The organism is Nocardia cyriacigeorgica, assembly GCF_005863245.1.
Lineage (GTDB): Bacteria > Actinomycetota > Actinomycetes > Mycobacteriales > Mycobacteriaceae > Nocardia > Nocardia cyriacigeorgica_C.
In genome coordinates this window covers 222,273-246,330 of the sequence record NZ_VBUT01000002.1, presented here as the reverse complement: position 1 = coordinate 246,330, position 24,058 = coordinate 222,273, and the positions used below count along the sequence as shown (strand labels likewise).

Below are 24,058 nucleotides of genomic sequence, written 5' to 3'. Positions count from 1 at the left end.
GGCGGTCGACTGCCGACGTAATTCGATTGCGCTGAGGTTCGGGCGGCTGTCACGATCGGGCCGTCATGGATACCTCAGCGATCGTCATCGGCGCCGGTCAAGCCGGTATCGCCGCGGCACTGGCCCTACAGGAACGTGGACTGCGCCCACTGGTTTTGGAAGCCGGTGACGATACCGCGGGCTCGTGGCCGCACTACTACGACAGCCTCCGGCTGTTCACTCCGGCGCATCTCGACAGCCTGCCCGGCCGGCCTTTCCCCGGCGACCCGAACCGCTACCCGACCCGCGACGAAGTCGCCGCATACCTGCGCCGCTGCGCCGAAGACCTGACGGTGTGCACCGGACAGCGGGTACGCACGGTGTCACGCACCGACGGCGGGTACCGCGTGCGGACCACGGACGGCACGGAATTCACCGCACCGGTGGTGATCGCGGCGTCCGGCATGTTCGGCAATCCGCACCGCCCGAACCTTCCCGCACTGAATTCCTACACCGGCGAGGTCCGGCACAGCGCTGACTACCGGTCACCGGAACCCTTTGCGGGACAGCGTGTCGTCGTGGTGGGTTCGGGGAATTCGGCGTTCCAGATCGCCGTGGAACTGGCCACGCACGCGGAGGTGATCCTGGCCTCGCGCACCCCGCTGCGATACGCGACCACCGAGCCGATTCCGGCTGATTCCCGGTTCTGGCGGGTGCTGTCGCTGGCCGCGCGGCTGCCCGCCGGACGGTTCTTTCACAGCGGGACGATCCCGATCATCGATACCAACGGTCACCGTGAGCTCATCGACGGCGGACATCCCGAGGTCACCGAAATGTTCACCGCCGCCGAAGGAACGGACCTGCGCTGGGCGGACGGGCGAACCACTCGGGTCGACGCCGTCGTCCTCGCCACCGGGTACCGGCCGGCGCTCGCGTACCTGGAGGGTCTGATCGCCTTCGACGGCACGGGGTTCCCACAGCATCGCAACGGAATGTCCACAACGCACCCCGGCCTCGCGTTCATCGGACTGGAGTATCAGCGATCCATCCTGTCGGGAACATTGCACGGCGTCGGGCGCGACAGCCGTTACCTGGCACGTCGGCTGGCTCGGCATCTGTGACCGGCTGGTGTGGAGGCCAGACTCGCGCATCGACCCGGACTGTTCCGGCTGCGACAGGGAGCTCCAGAATTCACCCCTCCGTCGCATTCACGCCCACCGGGTCTGGCACCGTCGGAGCGCATGAGCGTCTGTCATCGCATCGTCGCCCTCTGCGCCGGACTGCTCAGCGTGAGCCTGCTCGCCGGATGCGCCGCCGAGCAGCCGACATCGTCCGGCACGGCCAGGCTCGTCTCGACGGAGGATCTGCCCGAACCCCAGCCGGGTGACGTGCACCTGTTCGGGTTCAACGATCTGCACGGGCATCTGCAACCACCCGAAGGGTCGAACGGGCAGATCGCGGGCGAGGCTGCGGGCGGGGCCGCCTACTTGGCGACCCATCTGTCGCGGCTGCGCGCCGCCTACCCGGACAGCGCGGTGCTGTTGGCGGGCGACAACTTCGGGGCGAGCCCGCTGGTGTCGTCGCTGTTCCACGACGAGCCGACGGTGACTTACCTGAACTCACTGCGGCCTGCGGCGTCGGCGGTCGGCAACCACGAACTCGACGACGGTGTGCGGGAACTGACCCGGATGCAGCAGGGCGGATGCGCGCTCGACGGATGTTCGCCCGGAACACTGTTCACCGGGGCCGCGTTTCCGTATCTCGCCGCGAATATGACCGACGCCGACGGGCAGCTGCCGCCGGGGCTTCGGCCGTGGACGATGGCCGAGGTTGGCGGGCACAAGATCGGCGTGATCGGTGTCGTGACGCCGGAAACCGCGCAGATCGTTTTCCCGGAGGGCATTCGCGGAAACACGTTCGGCGATCCGGCGGACGCGATCAACCGGCACGTGCCGGAGATGCTCGGCGCGGGTGCCGAGGTCATCGTCGGGTTGGTGCACGACGGCGGGAAGCAACAGGTGCCCGATGCCGACTATAACGGGTGCGCGAACATCACGCCGAACGTGCCCGAGCTGGCCCGGCGCACAGATCCGGCGGTGCGGGTGCTGTTCACCGCGCACAGCCACCAGTCGTATGTGTGCGAATTCGACGGCAAGATCGTGACGCAGGCGGCGTCATATGGCCGGCTGATCACCGACGTGACAGTGCGTTTCGGGGACGCTGGCGTCGACGTGCGGGCGGTCAACCGGGTGGTGACCCGGGACGTGGCACCCGACCCGGCGACGGTCGAGCTGATCGACTTCTTCGCCGCCGCGGCCGCGCCGAGAGCCGAGCGGGTGGTGGGAACCGCGGCCGAGCCGTTGCCGAAATCGGCGGCTCCGGGTAGTGAATCGCCGCTGGGCAGCCTCATCGCCGACGCCATGCTCGACACCACCGACGGACCCGCGCAGGCGGTGGCGGCATTCATGAACCCGGGTGGTGTGCGCGCCGATATCGGGGCGGGGCCGATCACGTTCGGCAGCCGTTCGGCAATCAGGTGGTGACCGTCAGCCTGACCGGCCGGCAGATCGTCGACCTGCTCGAACAACAGTGGAGCAAGCCGGACAAGCCGACCATCCTGTCGGTGGCCGGTATCTCCTACGCCTATGACGACGCGGCGCCGGCCGGGAACAAGGTCGACAGAAGCAGTGTCCGCATCGGCGGTGAGGCGTTGAACGAGGTCGCGGTGTATCGGGTGACGACGAACAACTTCCTCGCCTCCGGTGGTGATGGGTTCAGCGTGTTCGCGCGTGGGACCGATCTGACCGTGGGCCCGATGGATCTCGATGTGTTGGAGGCCTACCTCAGCGGTCGTGGTCCGGTCGCACCACCCGCAGTTCGGGTCGAGCGCCGTTGATCTGGTTGCGCGCGCTCGCCAGTGTGGTAGGGCGGGGCATGTTGTGGTCGGCGGTCAATGTGTGCTCGGGGCTCGACCGGATCTGATCAGCCGATGCCCTGGTCCACGCTCTCACCCCAGCGAACGAGTCTCAGCCGCCCCTGATCCTGGATCCACTGGGAAACAGAGGCGTTCGGAACCGGCGGCAGTTCGTCGGGCAACTCCGGACCCGGACCGGCGAAGATGCGGCGTAGCGCGGCGATGGTCGCGTCGTGGGCGACGATCAGGATCTGAACTCGTGCGGCCGGGCTTTCGAGATCGTTGATGAGATCGCGAACGCGCAGGGTAACGTCGGCGAGCGACTCGCCACCCGGCGGCCGATAGAACCAATCCCCCAGTCGCGCTCGACGTTCGGCTTCTTCAGGCGCACCTCGTCGGATCGCGGCGGGTGACGACAGCTCGAGCGCACCCATTTCGCGGTCCCGCAGGCGCTCGTCAACCACGACAATCGGATCGGCACCGGAACCTCGCGCCGCCTGCTCCATCGCCGCCCATGTTTGCCGCGTGCGCAGATACGGCGAGCAGAGGACCAGGCCGGGGCGGTCGCCGTCGAACCCGGCCCACCATGCGCCGAGAGCGGCGGCCTGCTGCCTGCCCAGCGGGGACAGCTCGATGGTCCAGTCGGGGACGCGGGTGCGGGTCTCGGCGTCGGGGCCGCCGGAGGCCGCGTTCACGGTGCTCTGGCCGTGCCTGATCGCCCAGACACCGGCGATTTCGGTCGGCCGGGGAAGCGGGTAGGCGATCGCTTCGCGCACCGTCTCAGTCTGTCAGATACGCGACCCACAGGTAGTCGCGTGGACGGCTCACCGCCACCAATCGCTGACGGGCGAGCAGTTCCGCGCGGTCGCGGGCGCCGCCGGTCAGGTGGGTGGTGTCGATGGGTTTGTCCGCGATGTGGAAGACGGCGGCGAAATCCATGCCTTTGGCGCGGTAGACGGTGCCGACCTTGATGCAGTCGAGTTGGGTGCCGTCGTATTCCTCGAGCGAGAGCACCGCGAAGTTGGCCTGTTCCAGGACTTCTTGGAAGTGCTCGGCCTGCTTCCTCGTATTCACGATGACGGCGATATCGGTGGCCGGCAGACCGGAGTCCTTGATGGCCCGGACCAGCACGGTGTCGATTTCCGTCCGGCCGACGAATCGGTCCGTGGCCTCGCCGCCGGGCAGCACGGAGTCGCTGTCGCGCAGCACGAATCCTTGGCCGCCGTCGAGATCGTCGACACTGTTTCCGGCCTCGATCTGCTGGGTGTAGCGCAGGATCGCCTCTCGATTGCGGTAGTTCCGCCGCAGAATTCGGCCGCGGCCCAGCAGCGGAATCCCGGCATCGGAGATTCGCCAGCCACCGGCATAAACCTGCTGCTGCCCGTCGCCGACCATGAGCAGGTTCGCATCGGGGCCGCCCCCGGCGATCTGATGGACCAGCCGCAGCTGCATCAAGGTGAAATCCTGGACCTCGTCGACGACGACCATCGCGTAATCCTCGGTGCTGTCCAACGGCCGGGCCCGCAATTCGTCGATGGCCTTGCGGATGATGTCGTTGAAATCGTCGGCGCCGCGGTTGGCCATGCGCGCCTGGTACGGCCGATACAGGTGCTCCCACACGTAGTCGCGGCGGCTGCCGTGGAGTTGAATGCCGTCGCGGCCGGTGCGTTTGATCGCTTTGTACGCGTCGCGCGTCTCCAGGCCACGGCCTTTGATCGTGCGGTCCAGTTCGTCTTGCCAATACTGGTAATCGGTGCCTTCGATCCGGCCGAGCACCTCGCGCGCCCGGCTCCAGGCGCGGGCGAAGGCATCCTCGCGAATGGTGGAGTCGAGGTAGTAGGGGACTTCGCGCCGCTTCAGGAAGTCGATCGTCCACGCATGCAGGCCGATGAATTTCGCGCGGCCGCGCGCGTGCGGCGCCAGGTGGGCGAAGCTCTGCTCGTGATAGGCGGGCAAGGTCTTGACGAAGCTGGTGAACAGCAGCCGGCCGGGGTTGTGTTTGGCGAAATGGGCCATCCGGTGCAGCGCGACGACCGATTTCCCGGTGCCTGCCGGGCCGCTGAATCTGGCCGGGCCGTTGAAATTCGCGTGCACGAGAGCGAGCTGTTCCGGATCGAGGAAGGTCATCCACTCGCGGAACGGGCGGGCCAGTCCGTTCGCTCTCGCATCGTCTGCCAGCGACGATTCGCCGAACAGGCCGTCGGCCGCCACCGCGTCGGCCGCAGGGGCCGAATCCGTGGAAATCCGTTGATACCAGGTCAATCGGTCCGATACCGACAGAGCGATATCACGTGCACGACGTTTGGACAGTTTGGACTCGCCCGACAGGAGCGTTTCCCGGATCGTCGATTCGTCGACCGCGAGGAACTGATCATGCGCCTCCACCCGCACCGCCGACGTCATCAGCAGCATGATGTCGAGCATGTGCGGGACGAACTGTTCACGCCCGAACAGCAGGCCCGCGAAGGCCTCCTCGGCATGTTTGCGAATCCGGGCCAGGTAAGCGCGTGAGGGCACCACATCGGTGAACACCAAGGCGTACACACCCGTACGACCGATCGCGAACCCTGATGCTCGACCCTCGTTGTCACCGGCGCGATCGACCAAGAGATGCCAGTCGCGCTCGGACAACGGAACCGAGAGAAACCGCCGCTGCGCCGCCGTGAGCCGCGGCAGATCAGCCAATGTGCGCTCGACCCACCGTCGCCTGCGCTCACGAGCAATATCGGTCATGAGTGATCCCCTGCTTTCGGATGATGTTTGCATCCGAGGAGGAAGTTTACCGGAACATTGTTGCTTCAACAGTGAATTCTGCTTGTTTCCAACATAATTGGCGAATGTTCTTGCAGATGTCGTTGCATTTGTGTCGCACGGCTTCCGCCCGGGTCTGCGCTGGTCCACGCGAGCCGACGACTGCGCCGACGTCGATCCACCGCCTGATGCCCCCAGCCACCCGCACCACCCGAGGCCGCATCGACCACCCCTACCGCGATGTCGTGCGCCGCCGGAGCTCGGCGACTCGGCGTGCAGTGACTTCCCGCGTGGATGGTCACCGCTGACAGCGTGCTACGCGGCCCCGACCGCGACGGCAGCCTTCGCGACGGTCCGGGGCAGCCAGTGCCGAGGCGGCGCAGCAGAGTCCGGCGTGCGGATTTCTCGCCGATAGCACGCTCGACTCGACACGCCGTCGACTTCCGAAAACGCCGATGCGACAGTGCGTGTGCGACGAATCCCGCGCGAAACGTGGCGCACAGATTTCCTCGAATGCCATGCTGGTTTCCAGCCGATCGCGCTCCGGCGATCATCTGCGAGGGGGATACCGATGGATGAGTTCCGGATAGAACTGCTGCCCATTCCCATGTACGAACCGCCGTCGCGGCCGTACACGCCGCACGCTTCGCGGGAACCTCTACAGCGGGAACCCCTACGGACGGAACCCGAAGCGGCGCCATGCCGACGTCGCTTACGACCTCGGACGCCACCGGCCACTCATCGAGTACCCGCAGGAATCCGCAGAGCGGCGTGCTCGGCGACGAGGTCGAATCACGGCGGTGAGGCGTTGGAACAGGCACGGCAAGCCGCCGAACGATCACTGCGGGTGGCGCTGGAAGTACTCGACCATCGGCGCCCGGTCTCCCAGCTGTCCGGAATCGCCGACGAACGCACCGTTGCCGCGGTCGGCACGTTGGTGCGGGCCGACCTGGTGCCGAGCAGAGAACTCGGCGCCGCTGTCCTGGCCGGACTCCACGTGGAGATGATCGACGACCAGGCAGCGGAGATCTGCGCCCGATACCAGCGCGGGTCCCGTCGGCTGGCCCTCGCCGCCCGCATCGAGCGATCCGTTAGCCGAGACTGGCACCTGACCGCACTGCGGTTGAGCTGATCACCCCGGGCACGGATCGGTCACGCTGATGGCGGCCACAGCGACCGCCGCGACCGAACCCGCGACGGCCTCAGCCGCAGCAGACGGCGGCGGACATGGTGTTGACGGACGTAATGGTCATGGCGACTCCGGTCGAGGGCGTGGAAGGAGCGCTCGGCGCCTTCGTGCCGGATACCGCTGGGCAGCACGGCAATCGCTGACCACGCCGATGCAGCCGCCGGGCGCACCGGCGCCGACTGGGCGGTCGCGGTGCTCGGCCGGCGGCCGATGCCGTGCGGACGTGGGCGTTGCGGGCGACCGGCGCAGCCCGAGCCGGCCCCCTGCCGCGGGCCGCCGCGGCCGTCCACGGATTGGTTACATTCTGGTCTCCGTAATCGAAACACGCACGGCTGCAACGGATTAACCGTACTGTTGATTGCTGGAAGTCGAGCGGCAAGGGGGTCTGCGATGACCAACAGCGATTCGAGGCGGAGCAGGATCTATCAGATCCTTCGGCAGATCCCAGACCTCACCCCGCGGCACCGGAACTTTCTGAGCGTGCCGTTGAACGACGATTTCTGGCACGTGCTTGTGCACCGGGACCTACCCCACCAACCCGTGAACGAGGCTGCCGCCATCGTGATCGGGAGCCGCGGAGTGCACCTACTGGTCTTCGTCGAGCGGGGCCAGCGGTTTCTCCGCACCGACGAGATCGCCCGCAAGGCAAAGCCGTTCGTCGCGGGACTGCACAATGATCGGCATTACCTCGTCGCACACCGCATGCGCACGATCCTGCTGTTGCCGGACGGCATCGAGGTAGCGGCCTCCGGTCAGCACCTCTCGACCCGGCTGGCCGACTTCGCCGCGAACTTGTCGAGGCTGACCCCGGATTTCAGCCCGGCACGAGCCAGAGCGATCGCGGACGAGATCGAGTCCCGGGCGTCGAACTACCGGCGGATCCGCACCGACGTTTCGCCGCGCAGTCCGTCGGAGCCGGCATTGATCGACCGGGCAGATCTGGTGGCTCACCAGCGGGCACAGGCCGCCGCTCGCCCACTCGACGATTGGAAGACCTTCCGAGACCCGGATCAGATCGGCCTGATCAATCGGAATTTCCGCGGCCCGGCATGGATCAGCGGACCCGCGGGCACCGGGAAGACGGTGGTCGCGCTACACCGGATGGCGCGGCATCTGCGGCACAACAGCGGGCCGGCGCTGTACACGACCTTCGTCACAACCCTTGCGGCCTGCCAGCGAACACATTTCCGTCGCCTCGCACGCGAGGTGAGCGACCGCGCCGAGTTCGTCGGACTTCATGCGTGGGCGAATCAGCTGATCATCGATCGTGGCGGCTACATCAAGGTGGAGCCCAAGCAGACCGATGCAGCCTTCCAGCAAGCCTGGCGTCACGCCGGGGCCACCCTCTCCGCCATCGATCCCCGCGCCGATTACTGGCGCACCGAAATCGATCGGGTCATCAAGGGACGCGGTATCCCCGACCTCCCGCACTACTGGGAACACGACCGCAGCGGCCGCAGCGGACCCGACCTGGATCGCGACCAACGCGGACTCGTCTGGAACGAGCTCTATCTCCCCTACTGCGAGATCCTCCGGAAACAACGGATCTCCGACTTCAACGACATGATCTCCCTCGCGCTCGAGATGTTGAACGAGAAGCCGTACGACAAGCCCTACGGCATGGTGGTCGTCGACGAGATCCAGGACATCACCCTCAACGGGCTGCGCCTGGCACACGCCATCGCCGGGGGCGGTGACGACGCACCACTGCTGCTCGTCGGCGACGGCCAGCAACAGGTGTACGAGGGCGGCTGCCGACCGGCCGATGCCGGCATCGACGTGCGCGGACGCACGGCGCTGCTCCGCGTGAACTATCGCAACAGAGCGGCGGTCTATCGCCGGGCCGCGACGGTCAACGCGCTGAACACCCTCGGCCGGCTCGAAGGGTTCACCGGATGTGCACTGCACGAGGCCCGCGTCGTCCTACCCGGCGGCGACACCGTCGACTGGCAGGGCTCGGTCGACGAACTCGACGCCGCGCTGGTCACGGCCATCCGCCGCCGATCGGCCCCATTGAGCGAACTCGCTGTCATCACCACGAGCCGTCAGCTCGGCAGCACGGTCGTGGACGGACTGCGCAAGGCCGGCATCGCCGCCACCGCGCTGGAGGACTACCGCGGCGAGCGCACGGAAGCGATCAAAGTGGGCACCGTTCACCGGGCGAAAGGTCTCGAGTTCACGGGGATCTTCTACGTCACCGAACCGCCGCGGCCGTCGGCGCGCAGTTCCACGGGAGCCGATCGGCAACGGTCCGAGCTCTGGGACCGTCAGACGATGGTCGCCATCACCAGAGCACGCGACTTCGCCTGGGTAGGGTTCATCGCCCCTCGTGCGGCGGACCGACGCGATCACGGCCGGGATCGCGTCAACCGGGCGACAACGCTCGGACCGACCGGTTGGACCCGCACGTGAGCTCGGCGAATTCGACTCCTGACCTGTTCACCAGAACCATGGACGTGAGTACCTCGACGGTGGGAAGCTCGATATAACCGCGTGTCGATTCCCGAGGACGGTGAGTCATGGTGGACAGAGCGAACGGGGTGGGGCGGCCGGAGGCCATCCGGAATGTGGTGCTTGTCGGGGGGAGCGGATCCGGGAAGACGACGTTGGTGGAGGCGTTGGCGCTGGCCACCGGGTCGGTGAACCGGGCGGGGCGGGTCGAGGACGGGACCTCGCTGTCGGATTACGACGAAATCGAGCAACGTCAGCATCGGTCGGTGCAGTTGTCGGTGGTGCCGGTGCAGTGGGAGGGGGTGAAGATCAATCTGATCGACACGCCCGGATACGCGGATTTCGTCGGTGAGCTGCGGGCCGGTTTGCGGGCTGCGGATGCGGCGTTGTTCGTCGTGTCGGCGGCCGAAGGGGTCGAGGGAGTCGCCGGATCGACCCGGGCGTTGTGGGAGGAGTGCGCGAGCGTCGGAATGCCGCGGGCCATCGTGCTGACCCATCTGGATACCGCGCGCGCCGACTTCGACGAGATGACGCGGACCTGTCAGGCGCTGCTCGGCGGCGAATCGATGGAGAATGTGCTGCCGCTGCACTTGCCGGTGTACGGGCCCGCCGCCGCCGACGGGCATCGACCGGCGACCGGACTGATGGAGCTGCTGGAGCAGCGGATCGCCGACTATTCGACCGGTCGGCGCACCTGGAAGGAGCCCTCCGACGCAGAGCTGGAGATGATCGGACCGGCCAGGGATCGGCTGATCGAGGGCATCATCGCCGAAAGCGAAGACGAGACCCTGATGGAGCGGTATCTGGGCGGAGAGACGATCGAGCTGAGCACGCTGATCAGGGACCTGGAGCGCGCGGTGGTGCGCGGCAGTTTCCATCCGGTGCTGTTCGCGGCGCCCGCCGCCGAGGAGGGGCTGCAAGGGCTCGGCACCCTGGAGATGCTCGAGCTGATGACCGCCGGATTCCCGACCCCCGCCGAACACGAGGTGTCGGCGGTGCGTCTGGCGAATGGCTCGAAACCCACTCCCCTGCACTGTGATCCGTCCGGGGAACTGGCGGCCGAAGTCATCCGGACCTCGTCGGATCCGTACGTCGGCCGGGTCTCGCTGGTGCGGGTGTTCTCCGGCACCCTGCACGCCGACGACACCGTACACATCTGCGGCCACGGCTCGGGCACCGACCACGACGCCGACGAACGGGTCGGCGGGATCACCGCGCCGTTCGGCAAACAGCAACGCCCGCTGCGCGAGGCCGTCGCCGGCGACATCGCCTACGTCACCAAGCTCGGGCACGCCGAAACCGGCGACACCCTGTCCGGCACCGGCTCGCCGCTGCTGATCGAACCGTGGCAGATGCCGGAACCCTTGCTGCCTATCGCGATCCGCGCGCACAGCAAGGCCGATGAGGACAAGCTCTCGCAGAGCCTGTCGCGGCTGGTCGCCGAGGATCCGGCGATCCGGGTGGAGAACAACGACCGCACCCACCAGCTGGTGCTGTGGTGCCTTGGCGAGGCGCATCGTGACGTCGCGCTGGAACGGTTGCGCACCCGGTTCGGGGTACAGGTCGACACCGAAGAGCACAAGGTCGCGCTGCGGGAAACGTTCGGGGGCAAGGCAACCGGGCGCGGCAGGCATGTGAAGCAGTCCGGCGGGCACGGACAGTACGCGGTATGCGAGATCGAGGTCGAGCCGCTGCCGGAGGGATCGGGGATCGAGTTCGTCGACAAGGTGGTCGGCGGTGCGGTTCCGCGCCAGTTCATCAGCTCGGTGGAGAAGGGGGTGCGCGCGCAGGCCGCGCGCGGGGTGGCGACCGGATATCCGCTGGTCGATGTGCGGGTCACGCTGCTCGACGGTAAGGCGCATTCGGTCGATTCCTCCGACGCCGCGTTCCAGACCGCCGGTGCGCTCGCCCTGCGCGAAGCCGCGGCCGCCGCCCGGATCGAACTACTGGAACCCATCGCGGAGGTGCGGGTCACAGTGCCCGACGACTACCTCGGTGCCGCCCTCACCGACCTGTCGGTGCGCCGCGCCCGCATCCTCGGCACCGAACCGGCCGAGACCGGGAGAACCCTGATCCGCGCGGAGGTCCCGGAGCTGGAACTGTCCCGCTACGCCGTGGACCTACGCTCGCTGACTCACGGTGTCGCCCACTTCAGTCGCGACTATCTACGTCACGATCCGATGCCCGCGCAGCTGGCCGAACGGGTGCGGAAGGAGTCCGTGTCCGCCTGATAAACGTCGTGCCGGATAGTCGACCACTGTGACGGCTGTCGCTAGTGGGTTGCGGGGCGCGCTGCCCGAGGCGTTTACTGGTCGACGCTAGGTGCCATCGTTCGCTGAGGCTCCTTCACGGAAACAGGCCGGCGACCCCGAACGTCGAGAGACGCCCCGGGTCAGGACAGGTCTCCCCGGCTTAAGGGGTGGCCCCGACCGGCTCCCGCCGTACACCGGCGGGTTCACGCCGTGGAGTGCCAAAGGTCTGACGAGGAGTGGTGCCCACCGGTGATCGACACCGGTCCACTCCCCCGGCGCAACGGAAGGAGGTGGACGTCGTGCCTGACGGTAGTCATTCAAGCCGTGTCATCACACAGTCACCACGCCGCCACCTGCGCCGTCCCGCGATCGGCTGAGCCTGCCGATCCGCCCGCCGGTGCGAGGTGTCGCGCCGAGCGGAAGAGGTCTCCCATGACCACCATCGACATGCTGCTACGCCTCGGGACCGGAGTAGGGCTCGGCGCCCTGATCGGGATCGAACGCCAATACCGGGCCCGCATGGCCGGGCTACGCACCAACGCACTGGTCGCCGGAGGTGCGACCCTGTTCGTTCTGCTGTCCGCCCACGGTTTCCACGGTGAGGTCGCCGACCCGACACGGGTCGCGGCGCAAATCGTTTCCGGAATCGGCTTTCTCGGGGCCGGCGTCATCATTCGCGACGGGCTCAACGTCCGCGGGCTCAATACCGCCGCGACGCTGTGGTGCGCCGCCGCGGTCGGCGCGCTCGCCGGGGCAGGCATGTATCTCACCGCGGCCGCCGGAACGCTGGCCGTGGTCGGGGTGAATATCGCGCTGCGCGCCGCCGGCCGGGCCGTCGATCGCCGGCCCGACGCGGGGGCCGAACGCCCGGCGCGGTACGTGTTCACCGCTGTCACCGACGATTCCAACGAACCGCATGTGCGGGCACTGCTGGTGCAGGCCTTGACCCGCACCGATTTCCGTCTCGTCGCGGTGTCGAGCGCCAATGCTGACACCACCGGGCTCGTGACGGTGCGGGCCGACCTGGTCGGCGATCAGCGCGACGACCGGGAAATGGAGTCGGCGGTGAGCCGGCTGAGCCTGGAACCCTCGGTCACCAGCGTCGGCTGGCGGATCGCCGGGGAGCCGACCGAGGTACGGGCATGAACTCACGGCACGGCTGAACGGCGTCTGGACACGCTGGTCACTGGTCGCCAGTGGCCGCGATGAGATCGAGCAGGCCGGGGAACCGCTCGTTCAGATCCTCCGTGCGCAGGCGGCTGCGGCGTTCGAGTCCGTACTGCCGTTGATGGATCACGCCGGCCTCGCGCAGGGCCTTGAAATGGTGGGTGAGGCTCGACTTGGGGCGGTCGAAGCCGAACCAGCCGCACGGGTGGTCGAAGTCGTCGGACTCGAGCAGGAGCTTGCGGGCGATGGTCATCCGCAGCGGCTCTGACAGCGCCCCCATCACGCGCTCGAGGCGGATCTCGGCCACCGCGGGCTCCGGCAGCAGCGGGGGCAGTTCCTCTGACTGGTCGTGCATGCCGCCACTCTACCGTCTTGTACGAGTTTTCTCGTACTGCTAGCTTCCAGTACGAGAAAACTCGTACAAGGAGGTTCCTGTGGTGACACTCGCGGCCGTGGCCGACGACCGGGTCGGATCGAGGTGGCATCTCGCGCGAGCAGCCTGGGCGGTGACGGCGGTGTTCGCGCTGTCGAACTCCCCGACACCGCTCTACGTGCACTGGCAGCACGAACTGCGGTTCTCCTCGGCAACGCTCACCGTGGTGTTCGCCGCCTACATCGCGGGCCTGGTGGCCGCACTTCTCGTCGCCGGGCGGGCAGCGGATATCTTCGGCCGCAAGCGCGTGGTCGTCCCCGGGATCCTGATAGCCCTGGTCTCGGCGGTGTTGTTCATGGTCGCCGATACGGTCACGGCGCTGATCGTGGCCAGGCTGCTGGTCGGGGTCGCCGTCGGGATCGTGGTGTCCGCGGGCATGGCCGCCGTGGTGGATCTGGGTGGTGAACAGCGGCGCGGGCTGACGTCGATGCTCGCTTCGATCGCGATGGTCTTCGGCGCCGGGCTCGGGCCGCTGCTGGGCGGCGCCGTCTATCAGGTCACCGACTCCCCCGTGCTGCCGGTGTTCACGGCGAACGTCGCGCTGCTGATCGTGGCGCTGATCGGCTATGTGCGGCTCCCGCTGGCACGGCCGGCGCAGCAGCCGTCCCTCCGCACGACCGGGTTTCCGTGGCCGCGCCTGCCCCGCGTCCCGCGCCGGAATCGTGCCTATATCGCCAGCGGCGCAGCAGTTTTCGCTCCGGGCCTGACGGCCACCTCCTTCGTGCTGGCGCTCGGGCCGTCGCTGCTGGTCCTCGCGGTGGGCACTACCTCACCGCTGCTGGCGGGCGGCGCCGCGAGCCTGATGTTCCTCGCCGCGACCGGGTCGCAACTCGCCCTCACCGGGCTCACCGTCGACCGCTTGTTCGCGCTCGGCGCCGCGAGCACCGTGTTCGCCATGCCGGCCGTCATCCTGACCGTCCTCACGAAGAGCCCGGCAGTGTTCATCGCCGCCGCCGTCCTCGCCGGCATCGGCCAGGGGCTGGGACAACTGGGCGGCCTGCGCCTCATCGCCCAGCACGTCGAGGCGCAGCGGCGAGCCGAAGCCAACGCGGCTCTCAATATCAGCGCGTACCTTCCGGCCGCGATCCTCACCGTTGCCACCGGATACGCCGTCAGCGGGTGGGGTATGCCGGCCGCGGCTACGGCGCTCGCCGGCCTCCTCGCCGCGCTCGGGGTCACCCTCGGACTTGCTGCTTACCAATGGAATTCGCGTCAGGCGTGAGCACACCGCGCCGCCGCCGAGATCGGGCTGCCGTCGACGATCCCTATCGCTACGCCGTCGCCCGGCGGATCGTGGCCCACGCACCGGCGGTGCACGCCAGCGCGAGCACCGCGGGCAGCAGCACCATCGGGACGGCGCGCGGGGTGTCGGCGAACCAGCGGCCGACCTCGGGCCACCAGCTCTGCCAGGTGATCACGATCGCCGCCACGCCGAGGCCGAGCAGCAGCGTGGCGAGAAAGGTGTACAGGCCAGTGACGCGCCAGCGCTGGTATAGGGCGCCCGTGACCAGGCCTACGCCGCCGATCAGCGCAAGGATGGCCAGGTAGGTGGCGAGCTGGATCAGGGGGTTGCCGGTGAACTGGCCCGGCACGTCGAACATCACCATCTTCACGCCCCAGCCGTCGGTCGCTTCCTCGATGAGGCCGAGCCCCCACAACACCACGGCGGTGCCGAAGATCTGAGCGGCGGCGACCAGCAGGGTGGCGGCGAAGTAGTCACGGCGGGTGACGCTCATGCCGAGTGCGAACGGGAAGGTCTGCGTCATGGCGCCGGTATAGAACGCCAGGGTGAAGCCGAGGACCGCGGAGACACTGCCCGTGATACTCGTTTCGTCGGTGTCGACCAGCGCGAAGATCACCCACGGGATCAGGAACGCCACCAGCAGAATGCCGACGGGCCAGGCGATCAACAGCGGCCAGGCGACGGTGTGGATCCGCGATACGGAGACAGCTCGGCGCAGCATTACTGGTCCTTTCCGCGCAGGTTGGTGGTTTCGACGATGAGCTGCTGCAACGAGACCGGCTCGACCAGCAATCCGAGCGATTTAGCGTGCGCGATGTCGTCGGCCCGGCGCTCGGTGCGCAGCATTACCCTGGCCTGGTTGCCCAGGGATTCGCGGCGCAGTTCCGGCCGTCCACCCACGAAGGAGTCGACGTCGGCGATGGCGCCGGAGACAGTCATCGCGGTCTCGCGCAGTTCGTCGGCGGGGGCGTCGACCACGAGGCGGCCCTTGTCGATCAGCAGCACATGCTCGAGCAGGTCGGCAACCTCATCGATGAGGTGGGTGGACAGCACGACAGTGCGCGGGTGTTCGGCGTAATCGGCGAGCAGCCGGTCGTAGAACCGCTGCCGGGAGACGGCGTCGAGACCGAGATACGGTTCGTCGAAGAACGTCAGCGGGGCGCGGGAGGCGAGCCCGATGATGACGCCGAGCGCGGAGGTCATACCGCGGGATAGCTTCTTGACCTTGCGATCGGTCGGTAGATCGAAGTCGCGCACCAACTCTCGCGCGAAATCCTCATCCCACTCACGCAGCAGATGACGGGCCGCAGACAACACATGCTCGACCTTGTAGTCGGCCGGATACGCCTGGCTTTCCTTGATGAAGGAGATCCCCCGCAGCACCTCGGTGTTCTCGTGCGGGGTGTGGCCGAAGACGCGCACCTGCCCCACGGTCTGGAACGCCTGGCCGGTCATCACCTGCATGAGCGTGGTCTTGCCCGCGCCGTTGCGGCCGAGCAGACCGTAGATGGTGTTCTCGCGCAGGTCGAAGGTGACGTCGTCGAGTGCGGTGACGGAACCGAACCGCTTGGTCAGACCGCGCGCGGATGCGACGACGACGTCGGTGTCGAGCACGGCCGGTTCGATGGTCGCGGCGCTCATCGTGTCCCCTCTCGATGGTCGAGCATGGCTTTGAGTTCGTCGATGCCCATGCCGAGCTTGTCCGCCTCGGCGATCAGCGGGTCGATGAACTGTTCGGCGAACCGTTCCCGTCGGCGCAACCGCAAGGCATTGCGCGCACCGGCTGTGACGAACATTCCGATCCCTCGCTTCTTGTACAGAATCCCGTCCGCCACCAGCTGATTCAGCCCTTTGGCCGCGGTCGCCGGGTTGATCCGGTGGAAGGCGGCGAGCTCGTTCGACGATGGGGCCTGTGACTCCTCGGGCAGCGATCCGTCGACGATCGAGTTCTCGATCATCTCGGCGATCTGCAGAAAGAGCGGCCTGCCGTCTTCGAGCACGGTCACCTTCCCCGGTTGAGTGGTTCACTACTCATGTAATGAACCATAGAGGTGGGCGGCGCGCTACGCAAGGGTGGCGGCGTCATGGCCACGGAATGACCGGCGCGCTCGCCATCGACCTGCCCGGCGGCGACAGTGCGCCGAAGCCCCGCTCGACAGAACCCGGATTCAGAGCGCCGCCCACCTGCGTGTGGAGGCGCGAGTTCGGCCGAGGGTGTTCCGTACGGCGTAAAACCCTCATAAGGTGGCGGGTGATGTCAGTCCAGCGGAAGGAACCCGGCATGTCGGTCGGCGCGGCGGTGAACCCCTACATTCAGCAGCTCGGCGGAGCGTTCATGTTCTCCAGGGAGGGAAAGGAATACGCGGCAGAAACCGGGGTCGACGCCTTCTTCGGCCCCTACACGCGCGGGCGCGGTGGCGTGCTCGGCGACGTGGACGCCTCCGTGGTCACGGCGGCGTTCGGATTCTTCCCGGACCATTCGATCCGCACGGCTTGGGAATCGGTACAGATGCCCGCCGCCAAGGCCGCGGAGCGGTACGCGCGCGTCTGCCAGGACTTCGGCCGGCGCAAACTCGCCGGGTTCGAGCAGGCCGGGCGGCTCGCGGAATTGCTCGAAGCCGTTGCCGCGGCGGCGGATCCGGCCGGCGTGCCCTTGTTCGCGGGCTGGCGCGCCATGCCGCTGCCCGAGGACGCACCGGCGCGCGTCCTGCAACTGACCCACGTGTTGCGGGAACTGCGCGGCGGCCTGCACCTGCTCGCCGTGCGCGCCTCGGGCATCACTCCGTTGCAGGCCGTGCTGATCTCCGGCTCCCCCATCAACGACGGCCCCGGCCAGGCCCGCTGGTACGGGTGGCCGGAGCCGTTCGAAGAGATCACCGACGAGGTGCGCGAGCGGTGGCAGCGGGCCGAAGCGGTGACCGACGAGCTGATCGAACCGGCGTTCGCGGTGCTGGACGAGGGCGAGCAGGCAGAGCTCACCGAACTCGTCGCCGCCGCCCACGCCAAGGTCCTCGCGCGCTAGCGCGCCCGCCGAGTGCTACATGAGCGAGGCAAACGTCGAGCAGACCCCTCGCTCATGTAGCACTCGGCAGCGCGTTACGGCTTGATGGCGGTGAGGATGCCGGTGGAGTATCGGCTGACGGAGAAGCGCGGGTTGGTGAAGCCTGCTGCGCGGAGGGTTTCGGTGTAGCGGCGGATATCGACGTCGGCGAACGGGTCATCATGGCCGCCGTTGCCGGTCAGGCGCATGATCCGGGCGAATATCGCGCGGAACCGCGGTGAGGGATGGGCGTCGGCGAGCAGCAGGCGGCCGCCGGGTCGCAGGACGCGATACATCTCGTCGATGGCCGTGGCGCGATGCTGATCGGGGATGTGGTGCATGACGAAAGTGCATGTGATGACATCGAATTCGGCGTCGGCGAAGTCGAGCTGCTGGGCCGCGGATTGCACGTAGCGGTGATTGGGCGCCGAGTCGTGGGTGCGGTTGTGCTCGATGGCGGTGCGAGAGGGGTCGACGCCGGTGGCCGAGCCGGTCGGGCCGACCACATCGCCGAGCGCGCGCACGAGTTTGCCCGGGCCGCAACCGATATCGAGTGCCCGATCCCCCGGCTCGGCGCCGCTGGCCGCGGCCAAGTCACGGATGAGGCGGGGGTGGCGGCCGAGGAAGAACACGGCGGTGAACAGGTTGTAGCGGCGCAGGCCGGAGATGACGAGACCGGTGTCGGCGTCGTCGACGAACATGGTGCGTGCTGACTGATCGTTTCCTGACATGTCTCAATCGTCGGAATTCCACCCGTTTCCGGCCAGAATCAAAGACCGCGGATCCGTTCGTTTCCGCACAGATCCACCGAAACTGTCCGCCCGAGAAGAGAGCCGGCATGGCCGAATCCCCCGATCGCCGCGTTCGCCGCACCCGCGACCTGCTGCATCGTGCGCTGATCGAGCTGATGATCGAACGCGGGTACGAGCGGGTGACGGTCACCGACGTCATCGACCGGGCCGATGTCGGACGGTCCACCTTCTATGCGCACTACCGCGATAAGGACGATCTGCTGGTGGTGAGCTGCACCGAGTTCCTGCGCCGGGAGATCGAGCGGGTGCGCGGGACGACCGGATCACCGCTGGCACCGCTGCGGGTGATGTTCCAGCTGGCCGCCGACTATCCGGACGTCTATCAGCCGCTCATCGGGCCGAAGAGCAGCGCGACGGTGCTGCGCGCCTACCAGCAGTCGATCAGCAGCATCCTGTCCGAGCAGCTCGCGGTGGCGCTCGACATGGACGACCGCGAGTTCGCCGACACCATCGCGTTCCTGTCCTGGGGTTTGATCGGGCTGCTCGGGTCGGTCATCGATCCGAAGACCCCGACGCCGCCCGCGACGGCGTGGCGGCGGTTCGAGACTTTGTGCACGTCGGGTCTGGGCGGCCGCTTGGGGCGAGCAGGTCAGCGGTGACCTTTCCCGTGCGACGGCACCGTGGACCGGCGCGGGCGACCGGACGCTGCGGTCAAGTGAAAAGCCTTGCCACAACGGTAGGTTCACCTGGGAAGCGGGGCGGCGGGACGTTCATTCCGGCGAGCGTGACCGGCGCCGGGTCCGATGACGGGACAGGTCGGGCCAGGGTGGGCGGCGGAAGACGGCGAGGGTGACGATCACGACGGAGAGCAGGCCGAGACATTCGCCGAGCAATGCGATCCGGTTGACGTCGACGGCCGGCTCCCAGACGGCCTCCCCGTTACGGATGGTGAAGACTCCTACCGGCCGCACTCCGGGGGCGAAACGCCCGTAGCGCTGCGCGACGGTGATGATCGTGGCGCCGTCGGCGGTCTCGAAGGGTTGACCGTAGACGAGTGTGGTGTCGAGGTTCGCCGGTCCTGGTCGTTCGCGGATCGCCATCGCTCCGATTCCCTTCCGCTGCTCGCCGAGACCACCTCCCGGCTACTCCCTATCGGGCCTCTGTTCCCGAGTAGTGTGCGCCACCCGCCCCCGACGTGCACGGCATTCAGCCGCGCGACTCGGCCGATTCCAGCACGCGCCATACACCGGCCTCAGGCATCGCGCGGACGCCGGACCGCAGACGACGAGGCCGCCCAGGGAACGGCGTCGATGTGCGCGCAGCTCGGCAGTCACGCGCGGCGTTCGGCTACCGGGCGGCTGAGCGCGGACGGCGTGATTGCGGACGTCCCGCGTAGGCAGCCCGAACCCGGGTATGCGACCGGCGAGGCGGCCGACCGCCGCCGGTTGGAAACGGAGCTGTTCAGGAGGTTGCCATGGGTGGTGCACATCGAGTGATCGCGTCCGTCGGAATCGCGGCGGCCATGACGTTTACCGGGGCCGGGGTGGCGGCAGCCCAGCCGGAGGCGCCGGAACCGGAATCGCCGTTGACGCGGTTCGTTGAGATGCTGCCGCCGGCGCCGCCGGAGTGCGCGGCGATGTGGGAGCCGATCGAGGATCGGATCGAAGACATGGTGCCGCCGCAGGTCGAGCCCGCGTTCGACGCGTTCGACGACTGGTGCGAGGGCCCCACCGACTGAACCGGGTTCAGCGTGGGGTGAGCCGGACGACCGGGTAGATCCGCTTGGACTTCTTCTGATACTTCCCGATGCGCGGCTCCTCGGCGACGATGCGCTTCCAGGCGTCCTCGCGGTCGGTGCCGTCGAGGGTCTGCGGAGTGACATCGAAGCTGCCCTCGCCGGGGAGTTCGATCGAAACCTGCTCGGGGTGGGCCGTCAGGTTGGCGTACCAGTCGGGGTTCACGCTCCCGCCACCGGAGGCCACGATCAGCTTGGCGTCGCCGTCGTCGAACCAGGCGAGCGGTGTTTCGCGGCGCTGCCCGCTGCGGCGGCCGATCGTGTGCAGGATCAGCACGTTCATGCCCATCACCTTGCCGCTGCCCTTGCGGCGCATCTTGGCGGCGGTGCGGGCGTTCATCTTCTTCTGGAACCACCGCGACAGCGGCCCCGGCGTACCGGGCTTACGCTGCCCACCCACCTGCTGATCCCCTGCCATCGCCTGACCTCCAGTCCTCGGCCCCGGACGCCGCGCGGATCCATGCGCGACGCGAACTTCGTATCACGCTAGCCAGCGCAGGCCACACGCCGCTTCTCGATTCCTGATCTACTCCGAAACGAAGCGCAGGAACGGGACGAGCCCTCCCGCACCGGAGTGCGGGAGGGCTCGAAAGATCGTGCGTGACTTCGATTTACACGTCGAAGTACAGCTCGAACTCGTAGGGGTGCGGACGCAGGTTCACCGGGGCGATTTCCTGCTCGCGCTTGATGTTGATCCAGGTCTCGATCAGGTCCTCGGTGAAGACGTTGCCTTCGGTGAGGTAGTCATGATCGGCCTCGAGGCGGTCGATGACCGTGGCCAGGCTGGTGGGGGCCTGCGGGATGTTCTTGGCCTCCTCCGGCGGGAGCTCGTAGAGGTCCTTGTCGACCGGGGCCAGCGGCTCGATCTTGCGCTTGATGCCGTCCAGGCCGGCCATCATCATGGCGGCGAAGGCCAGGTACGGGTTACCCGAGGAGTCCGGCGCGCGGAACTCGATGCGCTTGGCCTTCGGGTTGTTGCCGGTGACCGGGATGCGGACCGCGGCGGAACGGTTGCGCTGCGAGTACACCAGGTTGATCGGGGCCTCGTAGCCCGGGACCAGGCGGTGGTAGGAGTTCACGGTCGGGTTGGTGAACGCCAGCAGCGACGGCGCGTGGTGCAGGATGCCGCCGATGTAGTGGCGGGCCAGATCCGACAGGCCACCGTAACCGGACTCGTCGTGGAACAGCGGCTTGCCGTCCTTCCACAGCGACTGATGCACGTGCATGCCCGAGCCGTTGTCACCGAAGAGCGGCTTCGGCATGAAGGTGACGGTCTTGCCTTCCTGCCACGCGGTGTTCTTGACGATGTACTTGAACAGCTGCAGGTCGTCGGCCGCCGAGAGCAGGGTGTTGAACTTGTAGTTGATCTCGGCCTGGCCGGCGGTGCCGACCTCGTGGTGGCCGCGCTCGAGCTCGAAACCGGCCTGCTGCAGGTTGGTGGCGATCTTGTCGCGCAGGTCGACGTAGTGGTCGTACGGCGCGACGGGGAAGTAACCGCCCTTGTTGCGGACCTTGTAGCCGCGGTTGAGGGTGCCGTCCGGGTTGAACTCGGCACCGGTGTTCCAGGAACCGGAGACCGACTCGATCTCGTAGAACGCGCCGTTCATGGCCGAGTCGTAACGGATGGAGTCGAAGATGTAGAACTCCGCCTCGGCACCGAAGTACGCGGTGTCGGCGATACCGGTCGAACGCAGGTACTCCTCCGCCTTACGCGCGATGTTGCGCGGGTCGCGGGAGTAGGCCTCGCGGGTGAACGGGTCGTGCACGAAGAAGTTCAGGTTCAGCGTCTTGGCGGCGCGGAACGGATCCAGCTGCGCGGTGCTGTAGTCGGGCAGCAGCAGCATGTCCGACTCGTCGATCGACTGGAAACCACGCACGGAGGAACCGTCGAACGCCAGCCCTTCCTCGGCCAGGTCGGCGGTGAAAGCCTTCGCCGGGATGGAGAAGTGCTGCTGAACACCGGGAAGATCGCTGAAGCGGATGTCGACGTATTCGACGTCCTCATCGGCGATGTATTTGATGACCTCGTCGGCCGTGCTGAACGTCACTTAGTTCTCCTTACGGATAGTTTCCCAGGCCAGTGTCGATTGCATGGGCGTCGCGACCAGACGGTATGGACGCGGTGTTTCCCGGCAGTCAAGGTTGTGTTTCGCCAGTGTTACACGTGCTACCGAACGGGTGGCATGTGCCACCCATGCTCTGACGGTGACGTCATTCTGCCATTGGTGACCTGGGCCGACGGCGTGAGCACCGGTTATGCGGTCGTCGGCGGGCTCACCTGCCCACCTATTCTGGAAGCCATGGCACGCATCACCGGATCCTGGCTCTCCGGACCGACAGCGGATCCGGGCGATCCGGCAACCCCCGAGTTCCGCGGCGAACACATCGGGTTGCCGCGCGAGGGCGCGGGCTCGCTGGTCGGCATGGGCCGCCGTATCGCCGCGCTGATGGTGGACTGGGTGATCGCGATGGGCATCGCGGCCCTGATCGTGCGGCCCGACCCGCAGCGGATCATCGCCGAGGCGGACGTCCCGGCGGGTCAACAGCCGCCGACCAACTTCGAGGCCGTGGTGAGCGCATTGAGCACGCCGACCTGGATGGTGTGGGTGGTCGTCGGCATCCTCGCGGTGACGTTGTTCGGGTTCACCCCGGGGCAGTACTTCCTGCGGTTGCGGGTGATCCGCGTCGATGCCCCGGTGCGGGTCGGATTCGTCCGCGCACTCGGCCGTCAGCTGTTGCTCATCTTCGTGGTGCCCGCATTGTTCACCGACGCCGATGGGCGCGGTATGCACGATCGGGCGACCGGAACCGCGGTGGTTCGCGCGCGCTGACCTCTCGCTCCGGGGCATACCTATCAGCTGGCAATAGGCTGCCGCGGTGTCATCGAATCCGGCCATGCTCGCCGTTCGGCTCGTCCTCGAGCTCACCGCCCTCACTGCCTTCGGCCTGCTCGGCTGGCGGGCCTTCGATTCGCCATGGAAATACGCGCTGGTGGTCATCTTGCCGGTTGCGGCGGCCGCGCTGTGGGGCACATTCGCGGTGCCGGACGACCCGAGCCGCAGTGGTAAAGCGCCTATCGCGGTCTCCGGCCGGGTGCGGCTGATAGTGGAGGCGGTGGTGCTGTTCGGTGGGGCCGCCGCGCTCTGGGCGGCCGGTCTGCCGTGGTGGGCGTTGGCATTCGGCGCGATCCTGGCGATCTATCACGTCATCGCACACGACCGGCTTCGCTGGCTGATCACTTCCTGAACACGTGACGTTCGGACATGCGCCGTTCGTCCGCACACGCTCATACGCGAAGGGCCGACGCTCCATGGTTCGGGAACGCCGGCCCTTGCCGGGGAATCAGGCAGCCGTCAGCGCCTGCGAATGGTGCGCTGCACGCCGCGCATCTTGGCGCCAGCGGGCATCGGGCCCTTCGGCAGGGCCGGGCCGCTGCGGGCGCTGAGGGCGGCGAGGCGGCCTTCGATGAGGTCGATGCGCTTGGCGTCGATATTGCGGGGCAGCTTGGTGAGGTAGCGCTGGAGGTCCTTGAGCGGGACCTGGCCCTCTTCGTTGCCGACGATGACGTCGTAGATCGGGGTGTCGCCGACGAGGCGGGCGGTGCGCTTCTTCTCCTGCGCCAGCAGCGACTTCAACCGCTGCGGCGAACCCTCGGCGACGAAAATCACGCCGGGCAGGCCGACCACGCGGTGCACGGCATCGAGCTGGGTGGTGGCGGCGACGCCGTTGCTGACCCGCCATTTGCCTTGCAGGTTGTCCAGCACCCAGGCCGCGGCACCCGCCTGGCCCTCGGCCTTGGTGTACACCGACTTCTGCACCCTGCGGCCGAAGATGATGAACGCGACCAGCACGCCGAGCAGGATGCCCAGCGGCAGCAGGAACCATTGCAGGCCGAAGATCAGCCCGATCAGGAAGAACACGACGGTGATGCCGACCAGCGCGCCGATCATCAGCGGCAACAGCAGCTTGTCTTCCTTGCGCTGCATCTGGAACGCCTGCCACAGCTGCTGGCGACGCTCCTTCGACTGCTGTTTGCGGGCCGCTTTCGCCGCGGCCTTCGCTTCCTTGGTGGGCTTACCTGCTGGCATGTCT

The 24,058-nt window shown here is 67.5% G+C and carries 22 protein-coding genes, 1 pseudogene and 1 riboswitch; of the genes and pseudogenes, 12 read left to right on the top strand and 11 right to left on the bottom strand.

Going from position 1 to position 24,058, the window contains the following annotated elements; translation table 11 throughout:
- Window positions 1-65 precede the first annotated feature (65 nt).
- Both FEK34_RS04435 and FEK34_RS31250 read left to right on the top strand, forming a co-directional pair.
- Window positions 66-1,100, top strand: coding sequence for a flavin-containing monooxygenase (locus FEK34_RS04435; protein WP_138446570.1), 1,035 nt, complete (start codon window positions 66-68; stop codon window positions 1,098-1,100).
- A 120-nt stretch (window positions 1,101-1,220) separates the two neighbouring features.
- A pseudogene (locus FEK34_RS31250) lies at window positions 1,221-2,875 on the top strand (bifunctional metallophosphatase/5'-nucleotidase).
- A gap of 86 nt (window positions 2,876-2,961) precedes the next feature.
- On the opposite strand, the gene FEK34_RS04425 reads toward FEK34_RS31250, so the two are convergent.
- Together FEK34_RS04425 and FEK34_RS04420 are read right to left on the bottom strand one after the other, a co-directional pair.
- Complete coding sequence (locus FEK34_RS04425) at window positions 2,962-3,669, bottom strand: histidine phosphatase family protein (protein WP_249358790.1); 708 nt, start codon at window positions 3,667-3,669, stop codon at window positions 2,962-2,964.
- Between the two features lie 4 nt (window positions 3,670-3,673).
- Window positions 3,674-5,626, bottom strand: coding sequence for a UvrD-helicase domain-containing protein (locus FEK34_RS04420; protein WP_249358789.1), 1,953 nt, complete (start codon window positions 5,624-5,626; stop codon window positions 3,674-3,676).
- A gap of 826 nt (window positions 5,627-6,452) precedes the next feature.
- Between FEK34_RS04420 and FEK34_RS31245 the strand changes: the two genes are divergently transcribed.
- From FEK34_RS31245 to FEK34_RS04400, 4 genes are all read left to right on the top strand, one after another.
- Window positions 6,453-6,776, top strand: a complete 324-nt coding sequence (locus tag FEK34_RS31245) for an Rv3235 family protein (RefSeq protein WP_138446569.1) — start codon at window positions 6,453-6,455, stop codon at window positions 6,774-6,776.
- A gap of 597 nt (window positions 6,777-7,373) precedes the next feature.
- Window positions 7,374-9,245 (top strand): UvrD-helicase domain-containing protein, encoded by a 1,872-nt coding sequence (locus tag FEK34_RS04410; RefSeq protein WP_171048041.1) that lies wholly within the window; start codon window positions 7,374-7,376, stop codon window positions 9,243-9,245.
- A gap of 107 nt (window positions 9,246-9,352) precedes the next feature.
- Window positions 9,353-11,515, top strand: a complete 2,163-nt coding sequence (locus FEK34_RS04405) for an elongation factor G-like protein EF-G2 (RefSeq protein WP_138446567.1) — start codon at window positions 9,353-9,355, stop codon at window positions 11,513-11,515.
- An 89-nt stretch (window positions 11,516-11,604) separates the two neighbouring features.
- Window positions 11,605-11,781, top strand: a riboswitch (M-box (ykoK) riboswitch).
- 187 nt (window positions 11,782-11,968) lie between these two features.
- On the top strand, window positions 11,969-12,682 hold the full coding sequence (locus FEK34_RS04400; RefSeq protein ID WP_138446566.1) for an MgtC/SapB family protein: 714 nt from the start codon (window positions 11,969-11,971) through the stop codon (window positions 12,680-12,682).
- Window positions 12,683-12,719: 37 nt separating this feature from the next.
- Here FEK34_RS04400 and FEK34_RS04395 read toward each other — a convergent pair whose 3' ends face one another.
- Entirely contained in the window at window positions 12,720-13,058 is a 339-nt protein-coding gene (locus FEK34_RS04395) for an ArsR/SmtB family transcription factor (protein WP_138446565.1), read from the bottom strand.
- 79 nt (window positions 13,059-13,137) lie between these two features.
- Between FEK34_RS04395 and FEK34_RS04390 the strand changes: the two genes are divergently transcribed.
- Window positions 13,138-14,358: an MFS transporter gene (locus FEK34_RS04390; RefSeq protein ID WP_138446564.1), complete on the top strand. Its 1,221-nt coding sequence runs from the start codon at window positions 13,138-13,140 to the stop codon at window positions 14,356-14,358.
- A gap of 49 nt (window positions 14,359-14,407) precedes the next feature.
- On the opposite strand, the gene FEK34_RS04385 is transcribed toward FEK34_RS04390, so the two are convergent.
- From FEK34_RS04385 to FEK34_RS04375, 3 genes are read right to left on the bottom strand one after another with little or no spacing between them, the layout of a single operon-like run.
- Window positions 14,408-15,100: an ABC transporter permease gene (locus FEK34_RS04385; protein ID WP_138446563.1), complete on the bottom strand. Its 693-nt coding sequence runs from the start codon at window positions 15,098-15,100 to the stop codon at window positions 14,408-14,410.
- Window positions 15,100-16,020 carry an ABC transporter ATP-binding protein gene (locus FEK34_RS04380; RefSeq protein ID WP_138446562.1) on the bottom strand — a complete coding sequence of 307 codons (921 nt, stop codon included), beginning with the start codon at window positions 16,018-16,020 and terminating at the stop codon, window positions 15,100-15,102. The genes FEK34_RS04385 and FEK34_RS04380 overlap by 1 nt, the downstream gene beginning before the upstream one ends.
- Complete coding sequence (locus FEK34_RS04375; RefSeq protein WP_036532330.1) at window positions 16,017-16,379, bottom strand: GntR family transcriptional regulator; 363 nt, start codon at window positions 16,377-16,379, stop codon at window positions 16,017-16,019. Before FEK34_RS04375 ends, FEK34_RS04380 begins: the two co-directional genes overlap by 4 nt.
- Window positions 16,380-16,660: 281 nt before the next feature.
- On the opposite strand from FEK34_RS04375, the gene FEK34_RS04370 reads away from it, so the two are divergent.
- A complete protein-coding gene (locus FEK34_RS04370) occupies window positions 16,661-17,401 on the top strand; it encodes an SCO6745 family protein (RefSeq protein ID WP_138446937.1) in 741 nt (246 codons plus the stop codon).
- 74 nt (window positions 17,402-17,475) lie between these two features.
- Here the strand turns inward: FEK34_RS04370 and FEK34_RS04365 are convergent, their stop codons facing one another.
- Window positions 17,476-18,150 carry a class I SAM-dependent methyltransferase gene (locus tag FEK34_RS04365; RefSeq protein WP_138446561.1) on the bottom strand — a complete coding sequence of 225 codons (675 nt, stop codon included), beginning with the start codon at window positions 18,148-18,150 and terminating at the stop codon, window positions 17,476-17,478.
- A 107-nt stretch (window positions 18,151-18,257) separates the two neighbouring features.
- Here FEK34_RS04365 and FEK34_RS04360 point away from each other — a divergent pair, with 107 nt between their 5' ends.
- Entirely contained in the window at window positions 18,258-18,830 is a 573-nt protein-coding gene (locus FEK34_RS04360) for a TetR/AcrR family transcriptional regulator (protein ID WP_138446560.1), read from the top strand.
- Between the two features lie 111 nt (window positions 18,831-18,941).
- Here FEK34_RS04360 and FEK34_RS04355 read toward each other — a convergent pair whose 3' ends face one another.
- On the bottom strand, window positions 18,942-19,271 hold the full coding sequence (locus FEK34_RS04355; RefSeq protein ID WP_138446559.1) for a hypothetical protein: 330 nt from the start codon (window positions 19,269-19,271) through the stop codon (window positions 18,942-18,944).
- A gap of 374 nt (window positions 19,272-19,645) precedes the next feature.
- Between FEK34_RS04355 and FEK34_RS04350 the strand changes: the two genes are divergently transcribed.
- Window positions 19,646-19,909 carry a hypothetical protein gene (locus FEK34_RS04350; RefSeq protein WP_138446558.1) on the top strand — a complete coding sequence of 88 codons (264 nt, stop codon included), beginning with the start codon at window positions 19,646-19,648 and terminating at the stop codon, window positions 19,907-19,909.
- 7 nt (window positions 19,910-19,916) lie between these two features.
- On the opposite strand, the gene FEK34_RS04345 is transcribed toward FEK34_RS04350, so the two are convergent.
- Window positions 19,917-20,384, bottom strand: a complete 468-nt coding sequence (locus tag FEK34_RS04345; RefSeq protein WP_138446557.1) for a nitroreductase family deazaflavin-dependent oxidoreductase — start codon at window positions 20,382-20,384, stop codon at window positions 19,917-19,919.
- Between the two features lie 193 nt (window positions 20,385-20,577).
- Window positions 20,578-22,014 carry a type I glutamate--ammonia ligase gene (glnA, locus tag FEK34_RS04340; protein ID WP_014349989.1) on the bottom strand — a complete coding sequence of 479 codons (1,437 nt, stop codon included), beginning with the start codon at window positions 22,012-22,014 and terminating at the stop codon, window positions 20,578-20,580.
- Window positions 22,015-22,266: 252 nt separating this feature from the next.
- On the opposite strand from glnA, the gene FEK34_RS04335 reads away from it, so the two are divergent.
- Complete coding sequence (locus FEK34_RS04335; protein ID WP_036535140.1) at window positions 22,267-22,797, top strand: RDD family protein; 531 nt, start codon at window positions 22,267-22,269, stop codon at window positions 22,795-22,797.
- A gap of 46 nt (window positions 22,798-22,843) precedes the next feature.
- Complete coding sequence (locus FEK34_RS04330) at window positions 22,844-23,212, top strand: YrdB family protein (protein ID WP_249358787.1); 369 nt, start codon at window positions 22,844-22,846, stop codon at window positions 23,210-23,212.
- 107 nt (window positions 23,213-23,319) lie between these two features.
- On the opposite strand, the gene FEK34_RS04325 is transcribed toward FEK34_RS04330, so the two are convergent.
- Entirely contained in the window at window positions 23,320-24,054 is a 735-nt protein-coding gene (locus tag FEK34_RS04325) for a DUF4191 domain-containing protein (RefSeq protein ID WP_138446556.1), read from the bottom strand.
- Window positions 24,055-24,058: the final 4 nt, after the last annotated feature.

Coding starts and splice junctions, on each gene's coding strand:
- FEK34_RS04385 (WP_138446563.1), bottom strand. CDS start 15,100: ATGCTGCGCCGAGCTGTCTCCGTATCGCGGATCCACACCGTCGCCTGG.
- FEK34_RS04335 (WP_036535140.1), top strand. CDS start 22,267: ATGGCACGCATCACCGGATCCTGGCTCTCCGGACCGACAGCGGATCCG.
- FEK34_RS04355 (WP_138446559.1), bottom strand. CDS start 19,271: ATGGCGATCCGCGAACGACCAGGACCGGCGAACCTCGACACCACACTC.
- FEK34_RS04400 (WP_138446566.1), top strand. CDS start 11,969: ATGACCACCATCGACATGCTGCTACGCCTCGGGACCGGAGTAGGGCTC.
- FEK34_RS04350 (WP_138446558.1), top strand. CDS start 19,646: ATGGGTGGTGCACATCGAGTGATCGCGTCCGTCGGAATCGCGGCGGCC.
- FEK34_RS04405 (WP_138446567.1), top strand. CDS start 9,353: ATGGTGGACAGAGCGAACGGGGTGGGGCGGCCGGAGGCCATCCGGAAT.
- FEK34_RS04325 (WP_138446556.1), bottom strand. CDS start 24,054: ATGCCAGCAGGTAAGCCCACCAAGGAAGCGAAGGCCGCGGCGAAAGCG.
- FEK34_RS04365 (WP_138446561.1), bottom strand. CDS start 18,150: ATGTCAGGAAACGATCAGTCAGCACGCACCATGTTCGTCGACGACGCC.
- FEK34_RS04380 (WP_138446562.1), bottom strand. CDS start 16,020: ATGAGCGCCGCGACCATCGAACCGGCCGTGCTCGACACCGACGTCGTC.
- FEK34_RS04395 (WP_138446565.1), bottom strand. CDS start 13,058: ATGCACGACCAGTCAGAGGAACTGCCCCCGCTGCTGCCGGAGCCCGCG.
- FEK34_RS04420 (WP_249358789.1), bottom strand. CDS start 5,626: ATGACCGATATTGCTCGTGAGCGCAGGCGACGGTGGGTCGAGCGCACA.
- FEK34_RS04435 (WP_138446570.1), top strand. CDS start 66: ATGGATACCTCAGCGATCGTCATCGGCGCCGGTCAAGCCGGTATCGCC.
- FEK34_RS04360 (WP_138446560.1), top strand. CDS start 18,258: ATGGCCGAATCCCCCGATCGCCGCGTTCGCCGCACCCGCGACCTGCTG.
- FEK34_RS04345 (WP_138446557.1), bottom strand. CDS start 20,384: ATGGCAGGGGATCAGCAGGTGGGTGGGCAGCGTAAGCCCGGTACGCCG.
- FEK34_RS04370 (WP_138446937.1), top strand. CDS start 16,661: ATGTCGGTCGGCGCGGCGGTGAACCCCTACATTCAGCAGCTCGGCGGA.